This is a genomic window from Klebsiella sp. DY2415 (assembly GCF_026314315.1).
Lineage (GTDB): Bacteria > Pseudomonadota > Gammaproteobacteria > Enterobacterales > Enterobacteriaceae > Klebsiella > Klebsiella ornithinolytica.
On the sequence record NZ_CP111115.1, the window covers coordinates 4,224,400 to 4,246,330 of the forward strand.

Sequence of the window (21,931 nt, forward strand, 5' to 3'; positions counted from 1 at the left end):
AATGATGTGAACCTTAAACCCAAAGTGAGGATGGATGCTTAAATCAACGGGTTAACTATTTGCCGGGGTATAACTGGTGGTCGGGATCGAGCCACACAACATAGAATACATTGCCGATGAAAAAACCGTGTATGCGACCATGCTCATTACGAGATATGGCAAATTGATATGGAGTATAGCTCTGGAACTGTTCGTGATCTTGCCCCGCCATCTCCCGATAAAGCTATTTGCTCTGGCTGGCGTAATGAATACCGGCACACCGTCGACAGCACAGTGATTCATTGTGAAGATACAGGAAGGCTTTTCGTCCCCCGCAATCCGGACAAACATACCACCATCGGGCGCCACCATATCGTGGGCTAGTGGTCGTCAGCGTTACCGCGATGCTATGGCCATGCGGCAGCACTGCCACCAGCGTACCACCTGAAAGGCGTAAGCTAATACCATCGACTGGTTGTAACGCTCTGTCCGTTTCGCTGGCTACAATCTCCGATAAGGTTGATGCACAAATTCTGGCCATATCGCGGGTATATTCGCGCGTTCGCTTCCTGCCCGCCTTGCTGTCTCGCTGTTTCTCCAGCCATGCCCTATAGCCGTCGCGCTGACGTTTACGGCCGGCCCTGGTCTTTGCCCCGGTGCTTTTCCCACCGTGTAACTTACAGCGACCATTGTGGTATATCGTAGTCATTTTGCACGGAGTGCCCGCACGGGTTGTCGCGCCACATGGAATAGCCCGTAAGTGTTCAGGGTACGGCAGCCAGTCATTACCCTGCTCACGAAGCTCGCGCCTCAACTGGCAAAAATCTTCACGCTCTTTACGCAGCGTCAGCAGCATCTGCCTCAGATCTTTATCCATAATCCCCCCGTAAATATGAATAAATCTGTATACCTCATAGGGTAAGTCCGTCAGCGCAATTATCCGCCTCCCCCGCCAGAAACCTTAGCAATTCTTAACATCTCATGGGGTAGGGGCGCACTTCGCAGTTTACAGCATTCACCGGTATTGGAAGCACAGCCTTCCATGGGGGAAATAGCCTAAAAAGAGGGATATAGCCTGACAAGAATCTTGCGTATCGCGGTCTGCTGGCCAGAAAACAGAGAAATGGATTTCCGAAATCATTAGGAAATCTTAGGAGGTCAGGTTGACACTTTTCCTCAAATACCTGGCATTTCTAAGCATCAGGTTGACACTTTCGCGATGAGGTTTAAATCGCATAAACCCAGTAACGGCGGTGCTTGCAGCTATACTCACTGAGGAAAATGTAAAGATATCGGTTTCGTGTCCGACGGTTTTTCGATAAAAGTGTCAACCTGTCGGGTTTCGTTTCTCGGTTTTTCACGTCATGGTTGACACCTTACAGCGACCTGTTTTTATTAGCTTGCCCACTCGGCCAGCGCTGCCATCCCTTCTTTACTCCATTCATCTTCATCATTAGGGCACTCAGAGGCGGTATAACAAACATCACAGCGGATAAGCCGGATTGCTATGTCTGCATTTTGAATGAGTTGGTTATACGTTGTGAGGTAAAACTCAGTATCGCCGTCACACATGTAAATTCCACCATCTTCGATAAACTCAACTGTCCAGTTCAACTCTCTCGCCGCATGCAAGACACGTTGCTTTATCTCGTCTTCAGTACGAGGTGCAGGGGATTTTCCGTCTAATGCCTTAACCGCCGCCCAGAATTGCCCCCACGTCATTTCCAACACGCGAGGATGGCGTTCGTCCGGGGTTTGCTCTTCCTTCTGCAAACTACGTTCCGTCGCTTCTACATCGATTTTCGTGCCAGAGACCACGACCTCGCCTTTCGCCACCCAGTCATATACCGTCTGCCGGCTTACCCCGCGATGACGCGCATACTCGGCTTTACTCATTAACATAGATATCTCCATAAGGTCGCTGGTGGCATATAATTGAAACGTTAACAAGGGAACTCATTGCTGGGCAAAAGACACCATTACCGGGCACCAAGCTGAGCAGCAGACACAATCGCATTACCCCCTGTGTTATTAAAAATCTGGATGATGGCGCCCTCAGTCACCCTGTTGCCGGCACCTTCTTTAGATGCCATCGCCGAAATAAGTTTTGCCAGCACTTTCGGGTCGTTAAGGTTAAGCTGCTGATGTTCATTAAACCCGGTAGTTCTTACGACATGACGAATATATTCCTGCGTGTCGTTCTCCTTTGACGGAGCCCAGCGCCTGGAAATTTCATCAATCGTATTGATGCCGCGGGCACCATAAATCTGAAGCTGCTTAGTCGCCGCTAACACGCCCTCATCCAGTGTAGGGAACACGGCAAACTTACCGCTTTTGGTGTTATGGGTATCGTACCCATAAGCTGAGCGCAAATTACCGGGATTATTGAACCGATCGGCAATAGTGCGAGACTTATCAGAGATGTCTGCAGGCGTTGAAAAAACGGGATTTAAGTCACCATAAATAAACGCCGATTTAATCTTGCCCCACGACGGGGCTAAAAACTCTTTCATTGTGGGGCCAACGCTTCTCGGATCAAATCCAGTTTTATCTTTTACCCAGTCAGCTGCAGAGTTTGCGCTATCCTCCGATTTTTTCATCCAGTCATTAAATGTTTCACCCTTAAGAAACTTAACGACGTTATCGACAGTTACGCCCATTTCCCTGATATTTGTCATGAACTGGTTAACATCGTTAGTGAAGTCCGGGGATGCAAGATAGTTACCGAACTTCTCAATGCCACCAGCCAGGCCATCAATCCATTTACCCAGCTCAGGTGATTTCAGGACAGCATCAATCGCTCCGGACAGGGAATCTGACAGTTTGCTCAGCTGCGGCGTGAGTGGCCCCAGCCCACGCACAAACGTGTTCCTGATGCTCTGGCTGCTGTAGTCGAGCTGGACGTTAAAATCCTGCCACTGGCGCGCCTGCTGGTCGGTAATTTGCAACATGCGCGCATCCTGCTGCGCGCGCTTCTCCATAGCGGTGATTTCCTCATCGCTCATGTTTTTGAAGCGGTTCAGGTCGTCCAGCGTAAAGAAGTTTGTCAGGCCGTGCGCCTGCGCACCTTGCAGCGTGCTGCCGTTCTGCACGAAGATATCGCGCGCGTTGCGGATCATCTGCGGGAGCAGTTTGGCCGGGTCCTGGTCGGGGTCGTTAATCCCCATCGCCTGAAACGTCCAGCGCTTAGACAGGTCCATTTGAGAATCACGGATAGCGCCCAGCGTACCCGCCGGATTACCCAGCGCTTTCTGGTAGTTTATGGCGGTGGAATCCAGCGCGCCGATGCTCGTCCCGAGCCCGAGAGAAGTAAACCGCTGGGCGCCGGTGGTGGCCGCCAGCCGGTTGATGCCAAACAGGCCGCCAACGCCCAGGACGCCGGTAAATATCCCGACAATACCACCCCAGGACAGGAGGCTGGCCGTCGCTTCCTTGATATGCCCTGCCAGCGATTTGGCATCCTTCGTGGCGTCGCTGATGAATCCCTTTCCAGAACGGGCGCTTTTGTTGAACTCATCCTGCTTTTTCTTCGAGTCGTCGAGGTTGTTATTCAGCCGGTCGAGACCGCTGTTAATGGTCAGGATTGCTTCGGCAACGGCATTAAACTCCGCGCCTAATTCCTTCGCCTCACCTTTAGCCTTCTCGGTCTCTTTGCTGCCCTCGCCAATGCCGACGGCGGCCACGCGCCAGGCTTCCGGCAAATCATCCAGCGCACTCTGGTATTCGCGAAACCGCTCCATAAACGCGACAAACTTGTCGTCATTTACGTCAATGTCGACGATCGACTTAGCTACCATTGAAAAAACCTCAATTAGGTAATGATAAAAATTAAGAACAAACGCCGTCAGGCATGCACTCCTTAGAAAGGGACGCTAGTGCTTTATCCACGAGTCCTCGAGCGATTTCATGGACAGTTGGCGCAACACCGATACCTGATTGCAGACGCTGCTTTTCCTGAATTTTTCTTATTGCCTGAATCTGTGCTTCGCTGAGCAAGACAGGTTTGACGGACTGTTTCGACATGGCCACCTCCTGATATTTATACAGCCATTATAATTTCACATATTGAAATGATCATTACATACATTGCAATTAATGAAAGAATAATTTCGATCGTTACCAGAAGGAAAATTGATTGTTTTATAGACTTTTGGCGAGTACTTGACGAAGATTGCATAATGACTTTTCGCTGCTGAGTCTCAACTTAACAAGGAAGACCTGATGCCCTTACCTGAACGCATGAAACCAGCCAAAATCAGCCGTCAGAAACTAAAGGAACTGGCGGATATGGCCAAAGAGATACTGTCGCAAATTGATAACGGCGCCGGCGAAGATGATGAAGGGCTAAAAGCGATGATTAATGACTGGAACAGGCAGGTCGTTAATCCGTATGAATTCTCTGATTTCCGTGACTTTTCCTCATGGGCCGACGCAAAGAACTTTACCCGGATGGCATTTAATCAGGAGAAATACATTGCGGATTTAACCTGGGATGAACTCGTTCAGATAATTAGTTTCGTGTGCAATGCTGAAGGCAAGGAATCGGAACAAAGCTACGCGCTGGGATTGCTGGAGAACAACTTTGATGCCAATCCGTCCGACCTCATTACTGGCCTAATGAATGGTTCCAGCATGAAGACATGCTCCAGGTAGATTTGACGCCTGAAGAAATCGCCGGATACCTGATGGCAAAATCTGGCCCGCTTCTAAGCGATGCGCCACAAATCGACCTGAGATACCCAATCCCTCCCAGCGCAGCAAGTTAACTCTAAGAGTTATCACCCCTGATGTGCCTATACGCCTATACATAGCCAGAACACGTCAAACCTGCCTATCTATAGGCAGAACACACCATTTCTGCCATACATAGCCAGAACACACCGTTTCTGCCTATAAATAAGATATGGGCATTTTATGAGCGGCATGATTCTACGTGAAATGCTTGAACGCTGATCTAGGGGGTTTTTGCGATTCTGTGTTCAGTGGGCTCGAAAATGTTTAAGCCCCTCTTTATTTTATCCTGATCACATCAGCCATCTGATATCATGTAGAGCCATTGAGCAGGACATTACAGCAGCGTTTCACCACTCCCTTACAACAGAATACGGGCAAATCAAACTCAGAAAATTATCATTAAAATCAAAAACATACAAAAAATGGAATATTTTTAGGAATATTTTGTTGTCATTTTTGTTGTTGGTGATAATCTTACTTTTACCATCACTAACAGAGTATGTTTTATGTCTCTAATCTCCAAAGAAGAAGCGATGCTTGAGCTTGAACCATACTTCCCTCTCTTGCGTAAAGCCGTTTACGCAGCGTGGGATTCATGGATTGCTGGGCCAGTGGCACCCAGAATGCAACATAAGCGTGTACGTGCTAATTTGGTTTGGAATGATTACTTTTTCGAAATGATGAAGGAGCTGTCCACTGGCGAGCATACGGGCATAAGATTTGCTAAAATCCCCTACAACCAGGGTTTTGCGATTAATGACCGTTTTTTCCTTAAATTTAAGAAAGCAGACTCAAACTTTCTTTCGTCTAACCTTCAAACTCAATCAGCGATGAAATACCATGATCCTGAAATTGATATGTTTGGCGGTGAGGTCAGGCTGGAGCTTTTGTATGTGCTCGACCGCGATGGTATCAATATTGATAAAATTGCAATTGTTCAAAGGAAAGATAAATTCGTTGCATGGGCGATTGATATTAACGCTGAAAACATCATTGAGATGCCTCGTGTAATTGAGCCTAACGTGGTCAACAAACCAGCAGAAACAGTTGCCAAGAAAGTTATTAAATCTCGCAAAAGTGCAAAAGATAAAGTGGTAGGAAAAGATGGCACAACATCCTGATTTCAACAAAGTAATCAGGCATGAGATGATTGAGCTTCGTAGAAGAATGCTGGGTATTAGCCAAAAGGCTCTTTCTGATAGAGTCGGCATGTCTCAAGGGACTCTTTCTAAAATAGAGCAGGGTCTCAAAACTGTTACTGACGAACAAGCCGATAAGTTGTCAGTTGCTTTATCATGCCCGGTTAGTTTTTTTTGCATGCCTGAGCGCATTTACGGCGGCCCAATAAGTGCCGCGCCGATGTATAGAAAAAAAGCATCTGTGGGCATAAAAGTTTTGGACCGCTTAATAGCGGAAATAAATGTCAGAATTGCTCACATCAGAAAGCTATTACAGTTTGTTGAATTTGAACCAGAGTTTGAAATGCCAAGCTACGATCCCGATGATTACAATGGGGATGCTGGCGAAATAGCCAGGAACGTTAGAAAAGCTTGGTACATGCCTGCTGGACCAGTAAAAAACCTGATTGAAGTGCTTGAGAGGGCTGGATGCCTAATTATTGATTGCGATATGGATGATACGGGGCTGTCTGGGGTGAGCTACAATTTACCAGGGCTACCTCCTGTAATTTTTATCAATAAAAATCAACCTCTTGATAGGTATCGTTTTACGCTAGCACATGAGCTTGGGCACCTGGTGATGCATAAGTCACCCAACCAGAATATGGAAAGCGAAGCGGATACATTCGCTGCGGAATTTTTGATGCCTGCGCGCGATGTGTCTCCATACCTTCGAGACATGAGTGTAGAAAAGGCTGCAACATTGAAGCCCTATTGGAGGGTATCAATGGCATCAATTATTTTCAGAGCTAAGACGCTGGGATTTTTAAATCAAGGTCAGAACGAGTACATATGGCGCCAAATGTCCTCACGAGGATATAGGCTTAATGAACCGGTCCAACTATCAGCCAACGACGAGAAACCAACATTACTCGCTGAAATTTTCAACCATGTCAAACAGGAACTTGATTATGATGAAGATGAGTTGGCCCAGGTCTTTTCTTTGAATTACGAAGAAATAGAGCGCCTTTACCCAATGAACAAGAAAAGCGGCCTGAGATTGGTGAAATAAGATCCGGCACCGGCAATCCACTCATGCCTGTACGTGGTCGTAAGACACGCAATATTATTCCGCCAGTTGGTAGCTGGCGGAATTTTAGACCACTCAACCAATTGATATTTTTACACATCCTCACTTTGAGGCTTGGACGTCATCAGTCTCAGGAATCTTCTTCATACGGCGGCGTCTGGTCGTATCCCTCATAACCGTTGTCTAGTGGTTGTTGCTCATGGGCACGGCGCAGGGCATCCGTAGCTTGCCCCTGCAGCCCTGCTTTACCGCCTGGGCGTACCGTTCTGGCACTGAGCACACTGTCCGCAATTACCTGATAGCCCTGCTGAGCAGCACCATCCTGCCCCGTCCAATGATTGAGTTGCATATTGCCCGCCACGCTGACAAGGTCGCCTTTCCTATGTTTGGCCAGTGCGTCAGCCTGCTTACCAAAGGCAATGACACCCAGCCAGAAAGTAGCCTCTCCGTTATCTGCCGCATTACAGGGCAGAGCTACCGCCAGGCGGGCCATAGCCATGTTTGTACCTTTTCCCGTTGTCCGGGTCTCAGGGTCGGCCACCAGCCGCCCGTATGCTGAAATTTGTGCTGTCATGCTCACCTCTCTCTCGGTCAGTCTCTGTTTTTTTTCTGATAATAAACAGAAATAGTGTTGGTTCAGTTGGTTCAGTTGGTTCGCTGCCCGCAAGCCCGCGCCGTTACTGGGTTTTCCTGAACCAACTTCAGCAATTTTGCGTTGGTTCAGCGAGGCATTCTGTTGGTTCACCGCCTGCCAGGGAAAAAACTCTACGCGCTGGCGTTGGTTCAAAACAGGCATTTGTTGGTTCAGTGTTGGTTCAGATTCATAATTAAAATGCTTATAAAACAGTAACCTTTAATTACTGAACCAACTGAACTGACTGAACCAACACCTTTTACTCGTATGTGAGAAATACTATTCCTCTGGCTGGTTGTAGTCCTCCGGCAGGTAGTTGAGGACGTAAACGTTGATCTGCCTCCCCTGGATACGTGGAGACTTGCGCTGATATCCGCGTCCGCTGCTCGGCGGCGTCAGCATTCCCGCTCTTTTCAGTACTTCGGCAAACTGCTTGTGATTAAAGCCCGCGGCGATTTCCTTCTCGAACGTTGCCGGGAACGTATAGAACGATATCGGGCTCTCGTCGTGTTCCCCATGGCGCCGCCGGTAGCCGGCCAGTTCTTTTATTGGCAGGTCGGCCGGGCTGTAAGGGAACGGCGCAAACCGGCTCAGGCCGTAGGCGTTAAGAAACGCCTCCGTTTGCTCGATGATCTGCTGATGCTCTTTGTTGCCGGTGCCGAACTCCCGCAGCCAGGCGTTATAGCTGTGCTGTACCGCATCCCGGCAGGTCTGTGCATCCCAGCCGGTGATCTCGGCGCTCAGCAGCAACGCCGCCTCCAGAATAGCGAACCTGGCGGCTACGCGATGTACCTGCTCGCCGTAGTCTGCAGGTATCAGGCCGCGCCAGCGGGCCTCACACTCCCTGACAGCTTCTGTAGCCTGCTGCTGGTGGTCGGCCAGCCACTTAATCCACTGCCGCCCAGCGGCGCCGTGGTGGTGCTGGTATTCCTCCTTCAGCGCATCCGCGTGCTGCTTGCCGTTCTGGTGCTTATGGAAGTGAACCGCCTTACTCAGCGGGATATTCAGCAGCCGCACCAGTTGCCCGGCTTTGGTCCTGCGGCCGGCGCCCGCGATGAAGGTTTCCAAATCCATCTCGCCGGTGCTGATTGCCACGGTGCGCCAGCGCTTTAAGTCCCGGTTGCCGCCCTCCTTCGCACCCTGCAGCTTCCCAACCCCGTTAAAAAGCGCATAGGCAGACTGCGACACGCTTACCGGGTCGGATCCCTGGCCGACCTCATCCAGCGGCATCAGGCCGTCATTGTGTGCGGCGGCTTCGTTCGCCAGCCCCAGCGCCGTGCCGTACCACGTCAGGCGCAGTAAATCCGGGTTGCCATATAGGCTGCTGGCCACGTTCGCCGTGGTGGTCTTGCCCGCGCTCGACTGCTCATAGAAGTGGATCCCGAAGCCATCGGCGCCCGCCAGGCCAATCAGCGGCGCCGCCAGCGCTGCGGCGGTCGCAGTCATCATGGAGTAGTTACCGGCTACCAGGTGCGCCACGCTGCCGCGCCAGTCCTCAGCAGTGCCTTTGACGGTGTAGCCGGCCGCCGCCGAGCTGCGGCCGTTGAACAGCACCGGATGTTCCGGCGTTCCGATAACCTCGCCGTCCGGCATGATGTATGCCCCGCACTGCCAGCCCGTCGCGTGGGCAACGCGCCACAGCTCCCGCGCGCCGCTGCGCTGTAGCCAGTCGGCCAGGATCGCGCGCAGGCTGCTTTTGGTGGTGACGTTAATCCCGCCCGCCTTCAGGGTGCGCCAGCCTTCACGCTCGCCAATATCAGCCAGGGGGATTGCGGCAGTCGTCAGCGCGCTGACACCGAATGCCTGCCAGCGGATAATCAGGTACTGGTCTTTATCATCCCGGCCGGTGCCCACCACTTCCAGCGGCGAACACAGCCACGCTTCCTGGTTGATAACCTCCCCGCTGTCCTTGTCCACTTTCGGTGTTACCCAGAAAACGCCGTCTGCGCGGCTCTCAACATGCGGCTTAAGCGGGTCTTTCTCTGGCTGACCGGACTTTCCGCCCTCAATGGCCTGTAACTGCGGTTTCACGCGGTCCCCCTGCGGTTGATACATCGAATCGTTAAAGGCTGCTGTAGCGGCTGCCAGCCCGTGCTGCTGGTGGTAGTCGTTCCAGTCGGCCTTATAGTCTGTCGGCGGCACGGATACATAACCATCCACGGATAAGGCCGCTTTCTCGGCACGCTCTGTGCCAGTGTTGGGCTTGTCGTCTAATCTGTCGTTATCGGCGGCAATGACGATCTGCGCCAGCGGGTACTTTCGGCGCATCACTTCCGCGACGGGCAGCAGGTTGCCCGCGTCTATTCCTGCTACTGTCAGAGCATCAGGGCAAATTAAGTGACACGTTAGAGCAGTAGCCAACCCCTCGGCAATTAACACGGTCTGCGGGTCTTCTGGCGTGTTCACGGCGTGATATGCGCCGCGCTTTGCAGAGCCGGCCACCAGCCGCTTCACTCCTTCACGCGTAATGGTCTGCGCTGCCACGACTGCGCCAGCCTCATCTACCAGGGTCAGCAAAATTGAACCATCGGAAAGAATGGGGAAGGTGAAGCCGTTCAGCCCCTTATCAGTCAGGTATTCAGATTCGCCCTGAGTGGCGTTCTGGCGCCTCTCATCGTACAGACGGGAAAACGTAGCCCGGCGCTGCTGTGCGTCCACTGCCGCCCGCTGCAGGCGCTCCTGCTCCAGTTGTGTACGCTCGGCTTCCAGCTGCTCCCGCCTCTGGCTGGCGGTGGCGTCGTCCTGTACTGCTGCCCGGTAATCAATACCCAGCACATCAGCCGCCAGTCGCGCGGCCTCTGAGGTATCGCATTTGTTCACCTTTCGAATTAGGTCAAGGCCGTCACCGGCGCCGCACTGGTTGCAGATAAAGCTGCCGCGGCCGCCATCATCGAAACGGAAGCGATCCGAACCGCCACAGGACGGGCACGGGCCATGCCTGCGCGGTGAATCCGGCACATTGATATGCAGGCCCGCCAGCACCGAAGGCCAGCGGCCAGCGGCGGCATGAGTCACTTCGCGAATAAGGTCGATATTACGCATTCTTACCCCCGTGATTGCCTGCCACGGTTGCGCCCATATCGTTAACCATGCTTTGCCATATCTCACGACCGCGACCGGTCAGACCGGCAGCGGTAACGCAGCGGCTAAGCAGCTCGATCCCTACGCTTTCCCACTGCGGGTAATGTTCTTTCAGCGCCTCCAGCGCGTAGCCGTCGATAAGGTTACGGATACCTTTCACTCCACCAGCAATCTCTACACGCACAGGCTCACCACCCGCATCAATCATGAAGTAGTCGCCGTGGCTGGTGGCGGTAATATGGTCATACAGCGCCGCTGCGTACTGGTTCGCCAGCGCATTAAGCCGGAAGTTCTTAGTAATCATCTGGCCCCCTCAGTGCGTCAATGGCATTTCAGGCCATCCGTTTTGCTGCAGATCGCTGATGAAGTGATCGTGTAGTTCTGCCAGCGTTTCTCGTCCGAATGCGGTTAGTTCTCCGGCCTCCACATCCAGCATGGCCTGATAAAACACAATGGCGTTTTCCGCGCCCTCTTCTGAGCCGTAGCGTTCAATCATTGCCCCCTCGATGTTATTTGCCATCGCCAGGCGCTCAGAGAATGGATAAACCGTGATAGACGCTTTGCCATTGGAATAAACCGCCACCTGCGATGACGTGCCGTCCGGCTCAGTAACAATGGTCGTACCGTTTTTCAGCTTCATCTCGGTGATGAACGCCGCGGCAATCAGCCATCGCCACATAGTGACGTTATGCTGCGCGGTAAAGTCGAAATATCCACAGTTTCCGCCCTCTGCTACAGCAAGGTGAATGTCATAACCCGTGCTGGAATCGTCATAATCTCCCGCGTCCAGACGGTTCACGGCTTCGTCATAAGCGATAAGCTGAACTGTTTCACGACCATCGCCACCAGAGCTGGTTATTCTCAGCCCTTCAGGCGTAGGCTCTGCACGGAATGGATCGGTACTACCCGGCTTTTTCGGGAGTGGGTAAATATTGCTCATGCCTTTATCTCCACCAGCGACTTATCGCGCGCCACTCTTCTTTGCTGTACAAAAACAATCAGCGCAACGCTCCAGCCATTGCTTTTAGCCTCATGCTCCATTTTTCTGATCGCAACATCTGAACTACTGGCATACCCGCGCCATGTAACAGGCACCGGGTAACCGGCACGATCGAGACACGTGGAAAACACACGAAACTCTCTCATTTCATGCCCTCCAGCTTTAACAACAGGCGGTTGTATCTGCTTTCCGTACGCTGAGCTGCGTAGTTAAGTTCGTTAATTAGCGTCCATAGTCTGGCGCCAGCTTTGGGGTTGACTTCTCGCAAGCGAGTATCAAGATGAAGCTCCCACAATACCTGCAGTTCTGCGGCATAACGCACTGTGGTTGCGGCATCATTACCAGTCGGCACTGGTATCTCATTGCGCAAGGCTGGCACGGTGGTGGGCGTAGGTGGTTTTGCATCCAACGCTTCTATCATCGTGATGGAATACATCGCATCTACCCACACGGCTATTTCGTCGCGTTCAGCTGTATTGGCCATGCCAGGGAGAACCTCATTTAACAGGTGCAAGAGACCAGCGCTTATCCGCAATAAACGATCGTGAGAATTATTTTCTGGGGTATTAGGCACAACACTCTCTTTGCGCCCAATGACCTGGTTTACAGACGCCAGGATTCGATCTCTTTGAGCAATATTCATCATGCCGATACCTCCTGAACGCGGGTAATGCGCACATGGCTGAGACCTTCACGCTGCGCCTGAAGCACTGCGTGGGCCGTTGCTGTTTTGGTGTCGCTGGATATGAGCTGATAACCGATACCAACCGTTAAACCGCGCTTATTAACGGCGTAGCCGGTGATGCGGAAATAGTTACGCATGAGCCACCTCCAGACGGATGCGGCCGGCAAAAAAGCAGACGTGTTCGCGAACCAGAGAACGGCGGGCTTCACGCTCAGAAGGTGCGGCGATATGGTGAAGTTGGGGTTTAATTGTCGGCATATCGCGGCGAACTGCTGCGATAATCCAGATAAATTGCGGATTTTGGGTAGGGGTAGTAGCCATTTGGCCGCCTCCTTGATCGTGGTTTTAACCCCACCACCAAAGACGCCAATCTTACTGGTGGTGGACTGGACAGGGTTGGCGTAACCGGCGATCAAGGAAACCGGCGCTTCCGAAGAAGCCCCCATCCAGCCCACCATAATTTTGTGAGCGGCACGGATTATAACCGCATCGCTGAAAAAATCGTGAGTTGGATTAACGGCACAAAAAAAGACGCTTGGCGCGTCATGTGTCGCCTTAATCATTACCAGGACGCCAATCCCGGCACCAGATTTTGCTGGTGCGCTATAACCATAGACCGGGATACCGTCAGGCCGCAAGCCCTTTTTGTCACGGTGCGGCAATTTATAGCTGGCGGTGTGATGGGCCCCGCATCCACCGCCGGCGCCGGACACGCTATCTTCCAGATAGTCAGTTTCCGAACGCTTACCCGCGGGCGTAATTGTCTCGAAACTCCGCCAGGCGTTTTGTGCGCCACTATCAGTGGACCGCAAAGTGACAAGTTTTGACAGGTTCCCGCGGTGGCGCACCGCCCGCAGAGCGTTAACTTTTGCATACATCAGGCCAGCCAGAGAAAGGCTTTGACCCTGGACGGCGGTAATCATTGCCTCACCTCCGTGTACTCCTTAATGAAGCGCTCAATGGGCTGTACGCACGGGAACTGGTACCCCTCGCGATAGAACGTCACTCGGTTGTGCGCCACAGATACGACGTTCACCGTCTGGCCCTGCGCGTCGCGGTAGGAGTGATTTGGCAGCGGTGTGCTGGTGGGATTATTCATCGTTAGCCCCCAGACGTTTAGCCAGCCAACGCTGAGACAGGCGGGTTAATTCCGCTTTGCGCTGGTCGTACCCCATACCCATATCAATCAGCGTGATGTTGGTGCTCTCCAGGTAGCTGAGATGCTCCAGTTGGCCGGCACTCATGCTATCGCGCGGTTCGCCGTCGATACCGTTCACCTGCGCCCACTGCTTAGCGGTCACTCCACCCAAAACAATGCGGGCGATCATATTGCTCTCGTTGCTGTAGTGGCGGACTTGCGTCTCTTTCCCCTGTTCTGCGCGGGCAGCCTCCAGAGCGGCGCACATCGGCTTAAAGAGGCTGGCAGCGCCAATGCGGGCTTTGAGGTGGCGGCGGTACTTCGCGGCGATTTCCGGCGCACTCAGCTGTAACGCTTCCTCGCACTGGATGAAGTACCTGCGCACGGCTCGCCCCTGCTCGTTACGCTCAACCATTGCCACTTCTTTAGCCATATCCAGCGAGAGAAGGTAATCATGCTCGATTTGCTGGCGAAATTTTGCGCTCGCCCGTTTTGGTGAGCTCAAATTTTCAACACGGATGTAGTCAGTCCCGGCTACAAATCCGTACTGGTCGATGCGGCCTTTAATCCAGTTGGTAAAGTCGCGGCCCACACCCAGCGCTTTATGCAAAGCTCTGGCGCTCGCAATATTGGTTTCACGCCCGCCAATCTGACCGGAAATAACAGGGACAATAGCGGCAAAGTCGTTACCGTTAATTACGCTGTGGTTAATACCAGGTTGAGGGGAGGCCTCAGAATTTAATCTGCTTTTTTCGATTTTCATTTTGTTGGCTCCGTTATGCGGCGGTGAAGTTGTCCGGGTATAGGTTCAAAATGTCGGTAATATCCTGCGCAGAAAGGCCGTGGTGCTGGTTAATAGCGGCCATATGGTTGACGTACTGGATAACCTTCAACACGTCAGCGCGGCAGGCAAACCGGTAGCGCAGATGTGCACCGATGCCGTCCGGATTCTTCTGCTCGATGCGCTCCAGAGTGATATCAAGGCGGCGTTCGACCTCAGTGGCATAGTTCCGGCCAGATGAGAGGTTGCAATTGCGCAGGATATCGTTTTCTGTCCACCCACCAGCCCCACAGCGCAGCATGTAGGTACGGGCGCGGTGTTTCTTCGGAGTACGTCTTGAGGCTTGAACGGCGCAGGCTGGTGGCGTAACATCAGATCCGCGAATATCTGTGTTAGCCGCCTGTAACGGGCGGTTTTCTTTTTGCATCAGGCCACCTCACCACGTGATTCAGCAATGCGTTGGTTAATCCATTCATCAATTTCATTTTCAACAAATGCGATCGAACGCGAACCGATTTTTACGGGCTGAGGAAACCTTTTTTCTTTAAGAAGGCGATAAATCCACGCTTTACTGTAGCCAGTGCGTCGAAGCACCTCGGATAGGCGAATAAAAGATTGTGACATATATACCCCTGTACATATTAATAACCTGCATTAGACGTCATTAGATGACTGGGGCATTACAGCAACTCAATAAAAAATTCTCATTGCAAACAAAGAAAAAACCTTTGATGCAAATCTAACAAATTGATTTTAAAGCCTTGTTAGCAAGAGAAAAGATACCATTTACAGTTCTTTCCTTCATACCACTAATATTTTTAGAATCAATTGATAAAGCTAACTTCCCTTGACTCCATTTTACCGGTCGCTCCGTAACTTCTTGAAGAACTGCGCCTAAAACAACTAACGCTTTGTTTGAAATGTCTTCATCAATCTCATCTCCATCGTCCGAGAGTCGCCTTTCAAAATCAAAAAGATTTGCAGGTGAAATACCAATTTCACATCCAGCAGGCAGGCCTTCGGCAGGATAGTAATTTCTATTATCTAGATAGCCAACATTTTTCCCGTCATCTTTTTTGCCATCAAAAATAGAAGCATGACTTTCGTCAAATCGATTCATCAGATTATAAAGCTTACCATCTGAAGAACGCAGAAAAACACCATCAATATTCATTAATTCAGATGGCTTTCTTTTTTTGTTTGTTTCAATTAGAGATGTTATGTCAATAAACTCAGCACCAATCATTGGAAGTTCAAAAATAACATCATCCATGTATTCCAAGTCCTTAGCATAATCGAAATATTCATACTCGACATTATAAATAGAAGGAAACTCTCCCGCCAAACCACATTCATTAGAAGGCGTAAGAGAAAAGTTATTTTTTAAACATTCATCGACTAAATAAGCCTCAAACAAAGAATTATATTCCGAGCTACCTCTCTCAGGACACCCTGTTACCTTCTTGAACTTACCCATCAAATAAAAATCGAAAGTCTCCTCTAAGCGTTTAACATAAGGCATTGATGCTACCTTTACTTCCCTTATGACAAAATGTTTTGTTCTGGGGAATTTTACAGATAAGATAATTTCTTTATCTAATGCTAGCTCTAGAAGGTCTAAGGCAGACACTTTATCTTCAAGAGATAGGGATAAACGTTCAGCGGCTTCATTAGCATCAATCCATTTTTTTATTTTCAGAAGCTTACTTTTTATCACATGCCACCTCACACCCTCTGATCTTGAAGGCTATGCCAGCCCGCAGAGGTGTACGGGTTTTCGGGGATCAACCTAGACATAGCCTATTCTTTGCTTGTCTACCTAAGTCTACTATCGTCTGTATATACTGTCTATGCATCCAGTCAGGCACGTTTTCCGAACGAGCCATGCACCACATTTTCACCATTCTCAAGAGCCGCCATATAGTCGGCATACCACTGGAGCATTTCCCGGCGGCCATCCAAATACTGAGCATGGTTGTATGTCCCGCGGATGGAGTTCTTATCGACGTGGGCCAACTGCGTTTCAATCCAGGCGGTGTTATAGCCCTGTTCGTGGAGTATGGTACTCATGGTATGCCTGAAGCCGTGCCCGGTCGCTTTACCGTCGTAGCCAATACGCTTAATCACCTGGTTAATACTGGCCTCACTCATTGGCTTACCAGCATCATTTCGACCCGGGAAAACATACTTCCCTCGCCCGGTAAGCTGGTGGATTTCTTCAAGCAGTTCGCGAACCTGAGTTGAGATAGGAACGAGATGTGGGCGCCGCATCTTCATTCGCTCTGCGGGGACGTTCCAGACGCCTTTGTCAAAGTCGATATCAACCCATTCAGAGGCACGGAGCTCAATTGTCCTGAGCCCGGTAAGCATTAACAATCGAGTGGCGTTGCGGGTGATGGTGCTGCCGCTGTATTCACTTAGCGCACGGAGAAAATCCGGGATCTGGTCAACTAAAAGGTGTGGGTAGTGCTGTTGCTTGGGCGACTTCAGCGCGCCAGCCAGATCGGATACAGGGTTGTGCTCCGCTCTACCGGTAATAATGGCATAGGTGAATATCTGCCGGCAGGCCTGACGGGTTTTCTTGAGTTTATCCAGAACGCCACGTTGTTCCATCTTTCGCAGGGTGTTAAGCATTTCAACCTGGCTGATATCCGTAATCGCCTTTTGCCCGATGAAGGGGAAGATGTCTTTCTTCAGGTACATCAGAAGATGCTCGGCATAGCCTTCTGACCACGATGTGCTTTTATGGGAATGCCATTCCATGGCAAGGCGCTCAAAGCTGTTTGCCACAGCCTGCTCTTTCGCTTGTTTCTCTTCCTGCTTCTCCTGTCCCGGATCACCACCAGCAGCGAGGACTTTCTTTGCATCAGCGCGCTTCTGTCTGGCTTCCGCCAGAGTGATATCAGGATATACCCCCAACGCCAGTAACTTCTCTTTACCAGCGATGCGGTACTTCAGGCGCCAGTATCGCGAGCCATTGGGGTTCACCAACAGGTAAAGACCGCCGCCATCAGACAGCTTATAGGGTTTGTCCTTGGGCTTGGATGTATCGACCTGGCGGGCTGTGAGCTTCATTTTGGGGGTATCTCATTTCATTGAACAGGAATCTACCCCCAAATGTACCCCCACATGAATGTGGATTTCAATAGACTATAGTAGACGTTGAGATAATGAGATATTGGCGAATGCCGCGTGTATGCTGGATTTAGTAGACTTCGAGAGACGTTAAGAGAAATGAATATGGTACGCCCTACAGGGTTCGAACCTGTGACCTACGGCTTAGAAGGCCGTTGCTCTATCCAGCTGAGCTAAGGGCGCACTGAAATGCGGATGCTTCGACGAGTGAAACCGCCTGGAATTATACGGTCAACGCTCAGTGAGTCAATGCATTTTGCCATCAAACTGCGGCAGCATAACTAACTTGCCTACATATAAAACAAAGGTTGTGCAAAGATCGCCCGGCGCCGGTTTTCAGTACTGATACATCGGCGATAACAATAAAGAGTCCTGACGCCCCCAAAATGCCCCCAATAGCCCTTTAAACAGCGGTGTTTTTAGCCCTGAGTTTGCTCAAAGAGGGATAAAAACTCAAACGAGGACTGACAGCGAGGCTGGCTTCTGACAAAATATCCGCATCCCCCTTTCGATACGATACAGATGGAATCCTCTCTCTGATGGCAGCAAAAATTATTGACGGTAAAACGATTGCGCAGCAGGTACGCTCTGAGGTTGCGGAAAAAGTGAAGGCCCGCACTGCGGCCGGAAAACGCGCCCCAGGGTTAGCCGTTGTACTGGTCGGCAGTAACCCGGCGTCGCAGATTTATGTCGGCAGCAAGCGCAAAGCGTGTGAAGAGGTGGGATTTGTCTCCCGCTCATACGATCTCCCGGAAACCACCAGCGAGGCGGAATTACTGGAGCTTATTGATACGCTGAATGCCGATACCACTATCGACGGTATTCTGGTACAGCTGCCGCTGCCTGCCGGAATTGATAACGTGAAAGTACTGGAGCGTATCGCCCCGGACAAAGATGTTGACGGTTTCCACCCCTACAACGTCGGCCGCCTGTGCCAGCGCGCCCCGCGTCTGCGCCCGTGCACACCGCGCGGAATCGTCACTCTGCTTGAGCGTTACAATATCGACACCTATGGCCTGAACGCCGTGGTGATTGGCGCATCGAACATCGTCGGCCGTCCGATGAGCATGGAACTGCTGCTGGCGGGCTGCACGACTACCGTGACCCACCGCTTCACCCGGAATTTACGTCAGCATGTCGAAAATGCTGACCTGCTGATTGTTGCGGTCGGTAAACCGGGCTTTATTCCGGGCGAGTGGATCAAAGAAGGCGCCATCGTTGTGGATGTCGGTATTAACCGTCTGGAAAGCGGCAAAGTGGTCGGAGACGTCGTCTTTGAAGATGCCGCAGAACGCGCGTCATACATTACGCCAGTCCCGGGCGGCGTTGGCCCGATGACCGTTGCTACACTGATTCAAAACACGCTACAGGCGTGCGAAGAATATCACGACATTCAGGAGGCCTGAGATGGCGAATTTTTCTCTGGGCAAACACCCACACGTTGAACTGTGCGATCTGCTGAAGCTGGAAGGCTGGAGTGAGAGCGGCGCGCAGGCAAAAATAGCGATTGCCGATGGCCTGGTGAAGGTGGATGGCGCGGTAGAAACCCGTAAACGCTGCAAAATCGTCGCCGGTCAGACGGTGAGTTTTGAAGGCCAGAGCGTCACCGTTATCGCCTGATCCTGCTTAATGAACGATCGCCACCTCCACAGGAGGTGGTTTAAGATTGCTCATAAAAACGCCCGGCAAGCCGGGCGTTTTTTTATTGCTTACTTCCGGCGCCAGGTGGTTCCCTGCGGGCCGTCCTCCAGCACGATCCCCATCTCATTGAGACGGTCACGCGCCGCATCCGCAGCGGCCCAGTCTTTCGCTTTACGCGCATCCAGACGCTGCTGAATCAGCCGCTCGATTTCCGCAACTTCACCGTCGTCAGCCTGCGCACCGCTTTGCAGGAAGACATCCGGCTCCTGCTCAAGCAGCCCCAGCACGCCGGAGAGCTTGCGCATATGTGCGGCCATGGCGTTAGCCGCGGCGACATCTTCCGTCTTCAGGCGGTTGACTTCACGCGCCATATCGAACAGCACGGAATAGGCTTCCGGGGTATTGAAATCGTCATCCATCGCTTCAATAAAGCGCGCTTCGAAGGCGTCGCCGCCGGCCGGCTCTACCGATTTGTCGGTACCGCGCAGCGCGGTATACAGACGCTCCAGCGCAGAACGCGCCTGCTTGAGGTTTTCTTCGCTGTAGTTCAGCTGGCTACGATAGTGGCCGGACATCAGGAAATAGCGAATGGTCTCCGCATCGTAGTACTTCAGCACGTCGCGTACGGTAAAGAAATTGCCCAGCGATTTTGACATTTTCTCGCGGTCAACCATCACCATCCCGGAGTGCATCCAGTAGTTAACGTATTCCCCGTCGTGAGCACAGGTGGACTGGGCTATTTCGTTTTCATGATGCGGGAACATCAGATCCGAACCGCCGCCATGGATATCAAAATGGTTGCCCAGCTGTTTGCAGTTCATCGCCGAACATTCAATGTGCCAGCCAGGACGACCGTTGCCCCACGGCGACGGCCAGCTTGGCTCGCCCTCTTTCGACATTTTCCACAGCACGAAGTCCATCGGGTTACGCTTGACGTCAACGACATCCACGCGGGCGCCGGCCTGCAGCTGGTCCAGATCCTGGCGCGACAGCTGCCCGTAATTCGGATCGGTCGGTACCGAGAACATCACATCCCCGTTGTCCGCCACGTACGCATGACCGCGGGCGATCAGTTGTTCAGTGATTTCAATGATCTCGGGAATATGATGGGTGGCGCGAGGCTCCATATCCGGACGCAGAATATTCAGCGCATCGAAATCATTGTGCATTTCGGCAATCATGCGATCGACCAGCGCGACAAAGCTTTCGCCGTTCTCATTAGCACGCTTAATGATTTTATCGTCGATATCGGTAATGTTGCGCACGTACTTCAGCTTATAGCCGAGAAAACGCAGGTAGCGGGCAACCACGTCAAAAGAGACGAAAGTACGGCCATGGCCGATGTGACAGAGATCGTAAACGGTAATTCCACACACGTACATGCCCACTTCCCCGGCATGGATAGGCTTAAACTCTTCTTTTTGGCGCGTCAGTGTATTAAAAATTTTTAACATCGAAGATTCCGTGTAGACGTGTGTGAATATCAGGTCGCGTATTCTAACCTTAATTCAACCCCGAAGCAGCACACAATGCAAGGTGATCGAACCCGGCGGTTATGCTATAACAGCCCCCTATGTCACGCCCAACTTTGGGTTTAAGCACCACAATCATCGGAACAGGATGCAAAAATGGTTACTTTCCACACTAATCATGGCGATATCGTCATCAAAACCTTTGACGACAAAGCGCCGGAAACAGTTAAAAACTTCCTGGATTACTGCCGCGAAGGTTTCTACAACAACACCATTTTCCACCGTGTTATCAACGGTTTCATGATCCAGGGCGGCGGCTTTGAGCCAGGCATGGAGCAGAAAACCACCAAATCCCCGATCCAGAACGAAGCCAACAACGGTCTGAAAAACACCCGCGGTACTCTGGCCATGGCCCGTACTCAGGCACCTCACTCCGCCACCGCGCAGTTCTTCATTAACGTTGTCGATAACGACTTCCTGAACTTCTCCGGTGAAAACCTGCAGGGTTGGGGCTACTGCGTATTTGCCGAAGTGGTTGAAGGTATGGACGTGGTCGACAAAATCAAAGCGGTGGCTACCGGCCGCAGCGGCATGCATCAGGATGTGCCGAAAGAAGATGTGGTGATCAAAAGCGTCACCGTCAGCGAGTAATTCGTGGCGACACTTTTTATTGCGGATTTGCATCTGCAAACAGAAGAACCGGCGATCACCGCCGGTTTTCTACGCTTTTTAGCCGGCGAAGCCCGCGAGGCGGACGCGCTGTATATCCTTGGCGATCTGTTTGAAGCCTGGATTGGCGATGACGATCCGAACCCGCTGCATCAGCAAATCGCCTCGGCAATCAACGCATTAACTCAATCCGGCGTGCCCTGCTATTTTGTTCACGGCAACCGCGACTTTCTCGTGGGCCAGCGCTTCGCACGCGCCTGCGGGATGCGGCTGCTGGCGGAAGAAAACGTGCTCGATCTGTATGGCCGTCGGGTCCTGATCATGCACGGCGATACGCTGTGCACCGACGATCCGGGCTATCTGGCTTTTCGTGCCAAAGTCCATACACCGTGGATTCAGCGTCTGTTCCTTGCCCTGCCGCTGTTTATTCGCCGCCGTATCGCCGCCAGAATGCGCGCCGACAGCAAAGCGGCCAACAGCAGCAAGTCGCTGGAAATCATGGATGTCAATCCGCAGGCCGTGGTCGACGCGCTGGAAAGACATCAGGTGCAGTGGCTGATTCACGGTCACACGCATCGCCCTGCCGTCCACCCGCTAGAGGCCAACGGCAAACCGGCATTTCGCGTCGTCCTCGGCGCCTGGCACAGCGAAGGGTCGATGGTCAAAGTCAGCAAAGACGACGTTGAGCTGATCGCATTCCCGTTTTAATTTCCAGCGCATTTTCACCCCATCACCGGTGACGCAACCGTTTTCCTTGCCGAAAGATCATGTTAT

24 protein-coding genes, 1 tRNA gene and 1 pseudogene are annotated in these 21,931 nt (G+C 51.8%); 7 read left to right on the forward strand and 19 right to left on the reverse strand.

Going from position 1 to position 21,931, the window contains the following annotated elements; all coding sequences use genetic code 11:
- Positions 1–223 precede the first annotated feature (223 nt).
- From OQV00_RS20090 to OQV00_RS20105, 4 genes are all read right to left on the reverse strand, one after another.
- A complete protein-coding gene (locus OQV00_RS20090) occupies positions 224–856 on the reverse strand; it encodes an HGGxSTG domain-containing protein (protein WP_163585698.1) in 633 nt (210 codons plus the stop codon).
- A gap of 518 nt (positions 857–1,374) precedes the next feature.
- Positions 1,375–1,881 (reverse strand): hypothetical protein, encoded by a 507-nt coding sequence (locus tag OQV00_RS20095; RefSeq protein WP_163585700.1) that lies wholly within the window; start codon positions 1,879–1,881, stop codon positions 1,375–1,377.
- A 77-nt stretch (positions 1,882–1,958) separates the two neighbouring features.
- Positions 1,959–3,776, reverse strand: coding sequence for a hypothetical protein (locus OQV00_RS20100; RefSeq protein WP_163585701.1), 1,818 nt, complete (start codon positions 3,774–3,776; stop codon positions 1,959–1,961).
- Between the two features lie 31 nt (positions 3,777–3,807).
- Complete coding sequence (locus tag OQV00_RS20105) at positions 3,808–4,002, reverse strand: hypothetical protein (RefSeq protein WP_163585702.1); 195 nt, start codon at positions 4,000–4,002, stop codon at positions 3,808–3,810.
- A gap of 198 nt (positions 4,003–4,200) precedes the next feature.
- On the opposite strand from OQV00_RS20105, the pseudogene OQV00_RS20110 reads away from it, so the two are divergent.
- From OQV00_RS20110 to OQV00_RS20120, 3 genes and pseudogenes are all read left to right on the forward strand, one after another.
- A pseudogene (locus OQV00_RS20110) lies at positions 4,201–4,745 on the forward strand (hypothetical protein).
- Between the two features lie 474 nt (positions 4,746–5,219).
- The gene (locus OQV00_RS20115) at positions 5,220–5,834 is read left to right on the forward strand and encodes a hypothetical protein (protein ID WP_064188049.1); all 615 of its coding nucleotides are present in this window, start codon (positions 5,220–5,222) and stop codon (positions 5,832–5,834) included.
- Entirely contained in the window at positions 5,818–6,903 is a 1,086-nt protein-coding gene (locus OQV00_RS20120; protein ID WP_049085546.1) for a helix-turn-helix domain-containing protein, read from the forward strand. Before OQV00_RS20115 ends, OQV00_RS20120 begins: the two co-directional genes overlap by 17 nt.
- Before the next feature lie 148 nt (positions 6,904–7,051).
- On the opposite strand, the gene OQV00_RS20125 is transcribed toward OQV00_RS20120, so the two are convergent.
- From OQV00_RS20125 to OQV00_RS20195, 14 genes are all read right to left on the reverse strand, one after another.
- Positions 7,052–7,495 carry a single-stranded DNA-binding protein gene (locus OQV00_RS20125; protein ID WP_266280704.1) on the reverse strand — a complete coding sequence of 148 codons (444 nt, stop codon included), beginning with the start codon at positions 7,493–7,495 and terminating at the stop codon, positions 7,052–7,054.
- A 339-nt stretch (positions 7,496–7,834) separates the two neighbouring features.
- Positions 7,835–10,597 (reverse strand): TOPRIM and DUF927 domain-containing protein, encoded by a 2,763-nt coding sequence (locus tag OQV00_RS20130; RefSeq protein WP_266279323.1) that lies wholly within the window; start codon positions 10,595–10,597, stop codon positions 7,835–7,837.
- Complete coding sequence (locus tag OQV00_RS20135) at positions 10,590–10,940, reverse strand: hypothetical protein (protein WP_004848449.1); 351 nt, start codon at positions 10,938–10,940, stop codon at positions 10,590–10,592. The genes OQV00_RS20130 and OQV00_RS20135 overlap by 8 nt, the downstream gene beginning before the upstream one ends.
- Positions 10,941–10,949: 9 nt before the next feature.
- The gene (locus OQV00_RS20140; RefSeq protein WP_117265329.1) at positions 10,950–11,576 is read right to left on the reverse strand and encodes a hypothetical protein; all 627 of its coding nucleotides are present in this window, start codon (positions 11,574–11,576) and stop codon (positions 10,950–10,952) included.
- Positions 11,573–11,782: a hypothetical protein gene (locus OQV00_RS20145; RefSeq protein WP_017146466.1), complete on the reverse strand. Its 210-nt coding sequence runs from the start codon at positions 11,780–11,782 to the stop codon at positions 11,573–11,575. The genes OQV00_RS20140 and OQV00_RS20145 overlap by 4 nt, the downstream gene beginning before the upstream one ends.
- Positions 11,779–12,282: a hypothetical protein gene (locus OQV00_RS20150; RefSeq protein ID WP_266279326.1), complete on the reverse strand. Its 504-nt coding sequence runs from the start codon at positions 12,280–12,282 to the stop codon at positions 11,779–11,781. Before OQV00_RS20150 ends, OQV00_RS20145 begins: the two co-directional genes overlap by 4 nt.
- Positions 12,279–13,244 (reverse strand): ash family protein, encoded by a 966-nt coding sequence (locus OQV00_RS27275; RefSeq protein ID WP_443986795.1) that lies wholly within the window; start codon positions 13,242–13,244, stop codon positions 12,279–12,281. Before OQV00_RS27275 ends, OQV00_RS20150 begins: the two co-directional genes overlap by 4 nt.
- Complete coding sequence (locus OQV00_RS20165; protein ID WP_110225173.1) at positions 13,241–13,420, reverse strand: DUF4222 domain-containing protein; 180 nt, start codon at positions 13,418–13,420, stop codon at positions 13,241–13,243. Before OQV00_RS20165 ends, OQV00_RS27275 begins: the two co-directional genes overlap by 4 nt.
- On the reverse strand, positions 13,413–14,222 hold the full coding sequence (locus OQV00_RS20170; RefSeq protein ID WP_049088959.1) for an antA/AntB antirepressor family protein: 810 nt from the start codon (positions 14,220–14,222) through the stop codon (positions 13,413–13,415). Before OQV00_RS20170 ends, OQV00_RS20165 begins: the two co-directional genes overlap by 8 nt.
- Before the next feature lie 13 nt (positions 14,223–14,235).
- On the reverse strand, positions 14,236–14,667 hold the full coding sequence (locus OQV00_RS20175; RefSeq protein ID WP_049088958.1) for a hypothetical protein: 432 nt from the start codon (positions 14,665–14,667) through the stop codon (positions 14,236–14,238).
- Positions 14,667–14,864, reverse strand: a complete 198-nt coding sequence (locus tag OQV00_RS20180; protein ID WP_049088957.1) for a helix-turn-helix transcriptional regulator — start codon at positions 14,862–14,864, stop codon at positions 14,667–14,669. The genes OQV00_RS20175 and OQV00_RS20180 overlap by 1 nt, the downstream gene beginning before the upstream one ends.
- Positions 14,865–14,979: 115 nt before the next feature.
- Positions 14,980–15,957, reverse strand: coding sequence for a hypothetical protein (locus OQV00_RS20185; RefSeq protein ID WP_049088956.1), 978 nt, complete (start codon positions 15,955–15,957; stop codon positions 14,980–14,982).
- Between the two features lie 143 nt (positions 15,958–16,100).
- Positions 16,101–17,315 carry a tyrosine-type recombinase/integrase gene (locus OQV00_RS20190; RefSeq protein WP_049088955.1) on the reverse strand — a complete coding sequence of 405 codons (1,215 nt, stop codon included), beginning with the start codon at positions 17,313–17,315 and terminating at the stop codon, positions 16,101–16,103.
- Between the two features lie 166 nt (positions 17,316–17,481).
- A tRNA-Arg gene (locus OQV00_RS20195) sits at positions 17,482–17,558 on the reverse strand.
- Positions 17,559–17,914: 356 nt separating this feature from the next.
- On the opposite strand from OQV00_RS20195, the gene folD reads away from it, so the two are divergent.
- Complete coding sequence (folD, locus tag OQV00_RS20200; protein ID WP_004858880.1) at positions 17,915–18,781, forward strand: bifunctional methylenetetrahydrofolate dehydrogenase/methenyltetrahydrofolate cyclohydrolase FolD; 867 nt, start codon at positions 17,915–17,917, stop codon at positions 18,779–18,781.
- Position 18,782: 1 nt separating this feature from the next.
- Complete coding sequence (gene ybcJ / locus OQV00_RS20205) at positions 18,783–18,995, forward strand: ribosome-associated protein YbcJ (protein WP_064357417.1); 213 nt, start codon at positions 18,783–18,785, stop codon at positions 18,993–18,995.
- Positions 18,996–19,084: 89 nt separating this feature from the next.
- On the opposite strand, the gene cysS is transcribed toward ybcJ, so the two are convergent.
- Positions 19,085–20,470 (reverse strand): cysteine--tRNA ligase, encoded by a 1,386-nt coding sequence (cysS, locus tag OQV00_RS20210; RefSeq protein WP_004858875.1) that lies wholly within the window; start codon positions 20,468–20,470, stop codon positions 19,085–19,087.
- 174 nt (positions 20,471–20,644) lie between these two features.
- On the opposite strand from cysS, the gene ppiB reads away from it, so the two are divergent.
- Together ppiB and lpxH are read left to right on the forward strand one after the other, a co-directional pair.
- Entirely contained in the window at positions 20,645–21,139 is a 495-nt protein-coding gene (gene ppiB / locus OQV00_RS20215) for a peptidylprolyl isomerase B (protein WP_004858873.1), read from the forward strand.
- Positions 21,140–21,142: 3 nt separating this feature from the next.
- Positions 21,143–21,865, forward strand: a complete 723-nt coding sequence (gene lpxH / locus OQV00_RS20220) for a UDP-2,3-diacylglucosamine diphosphatase (RefSeq protein ID WP_004858872.1) — start codon at positions 21,143–21,145, stop codon at positions 21,863–21,865.
- Positions 21,866–21,931: the final 66 nt, after the last annotated feature.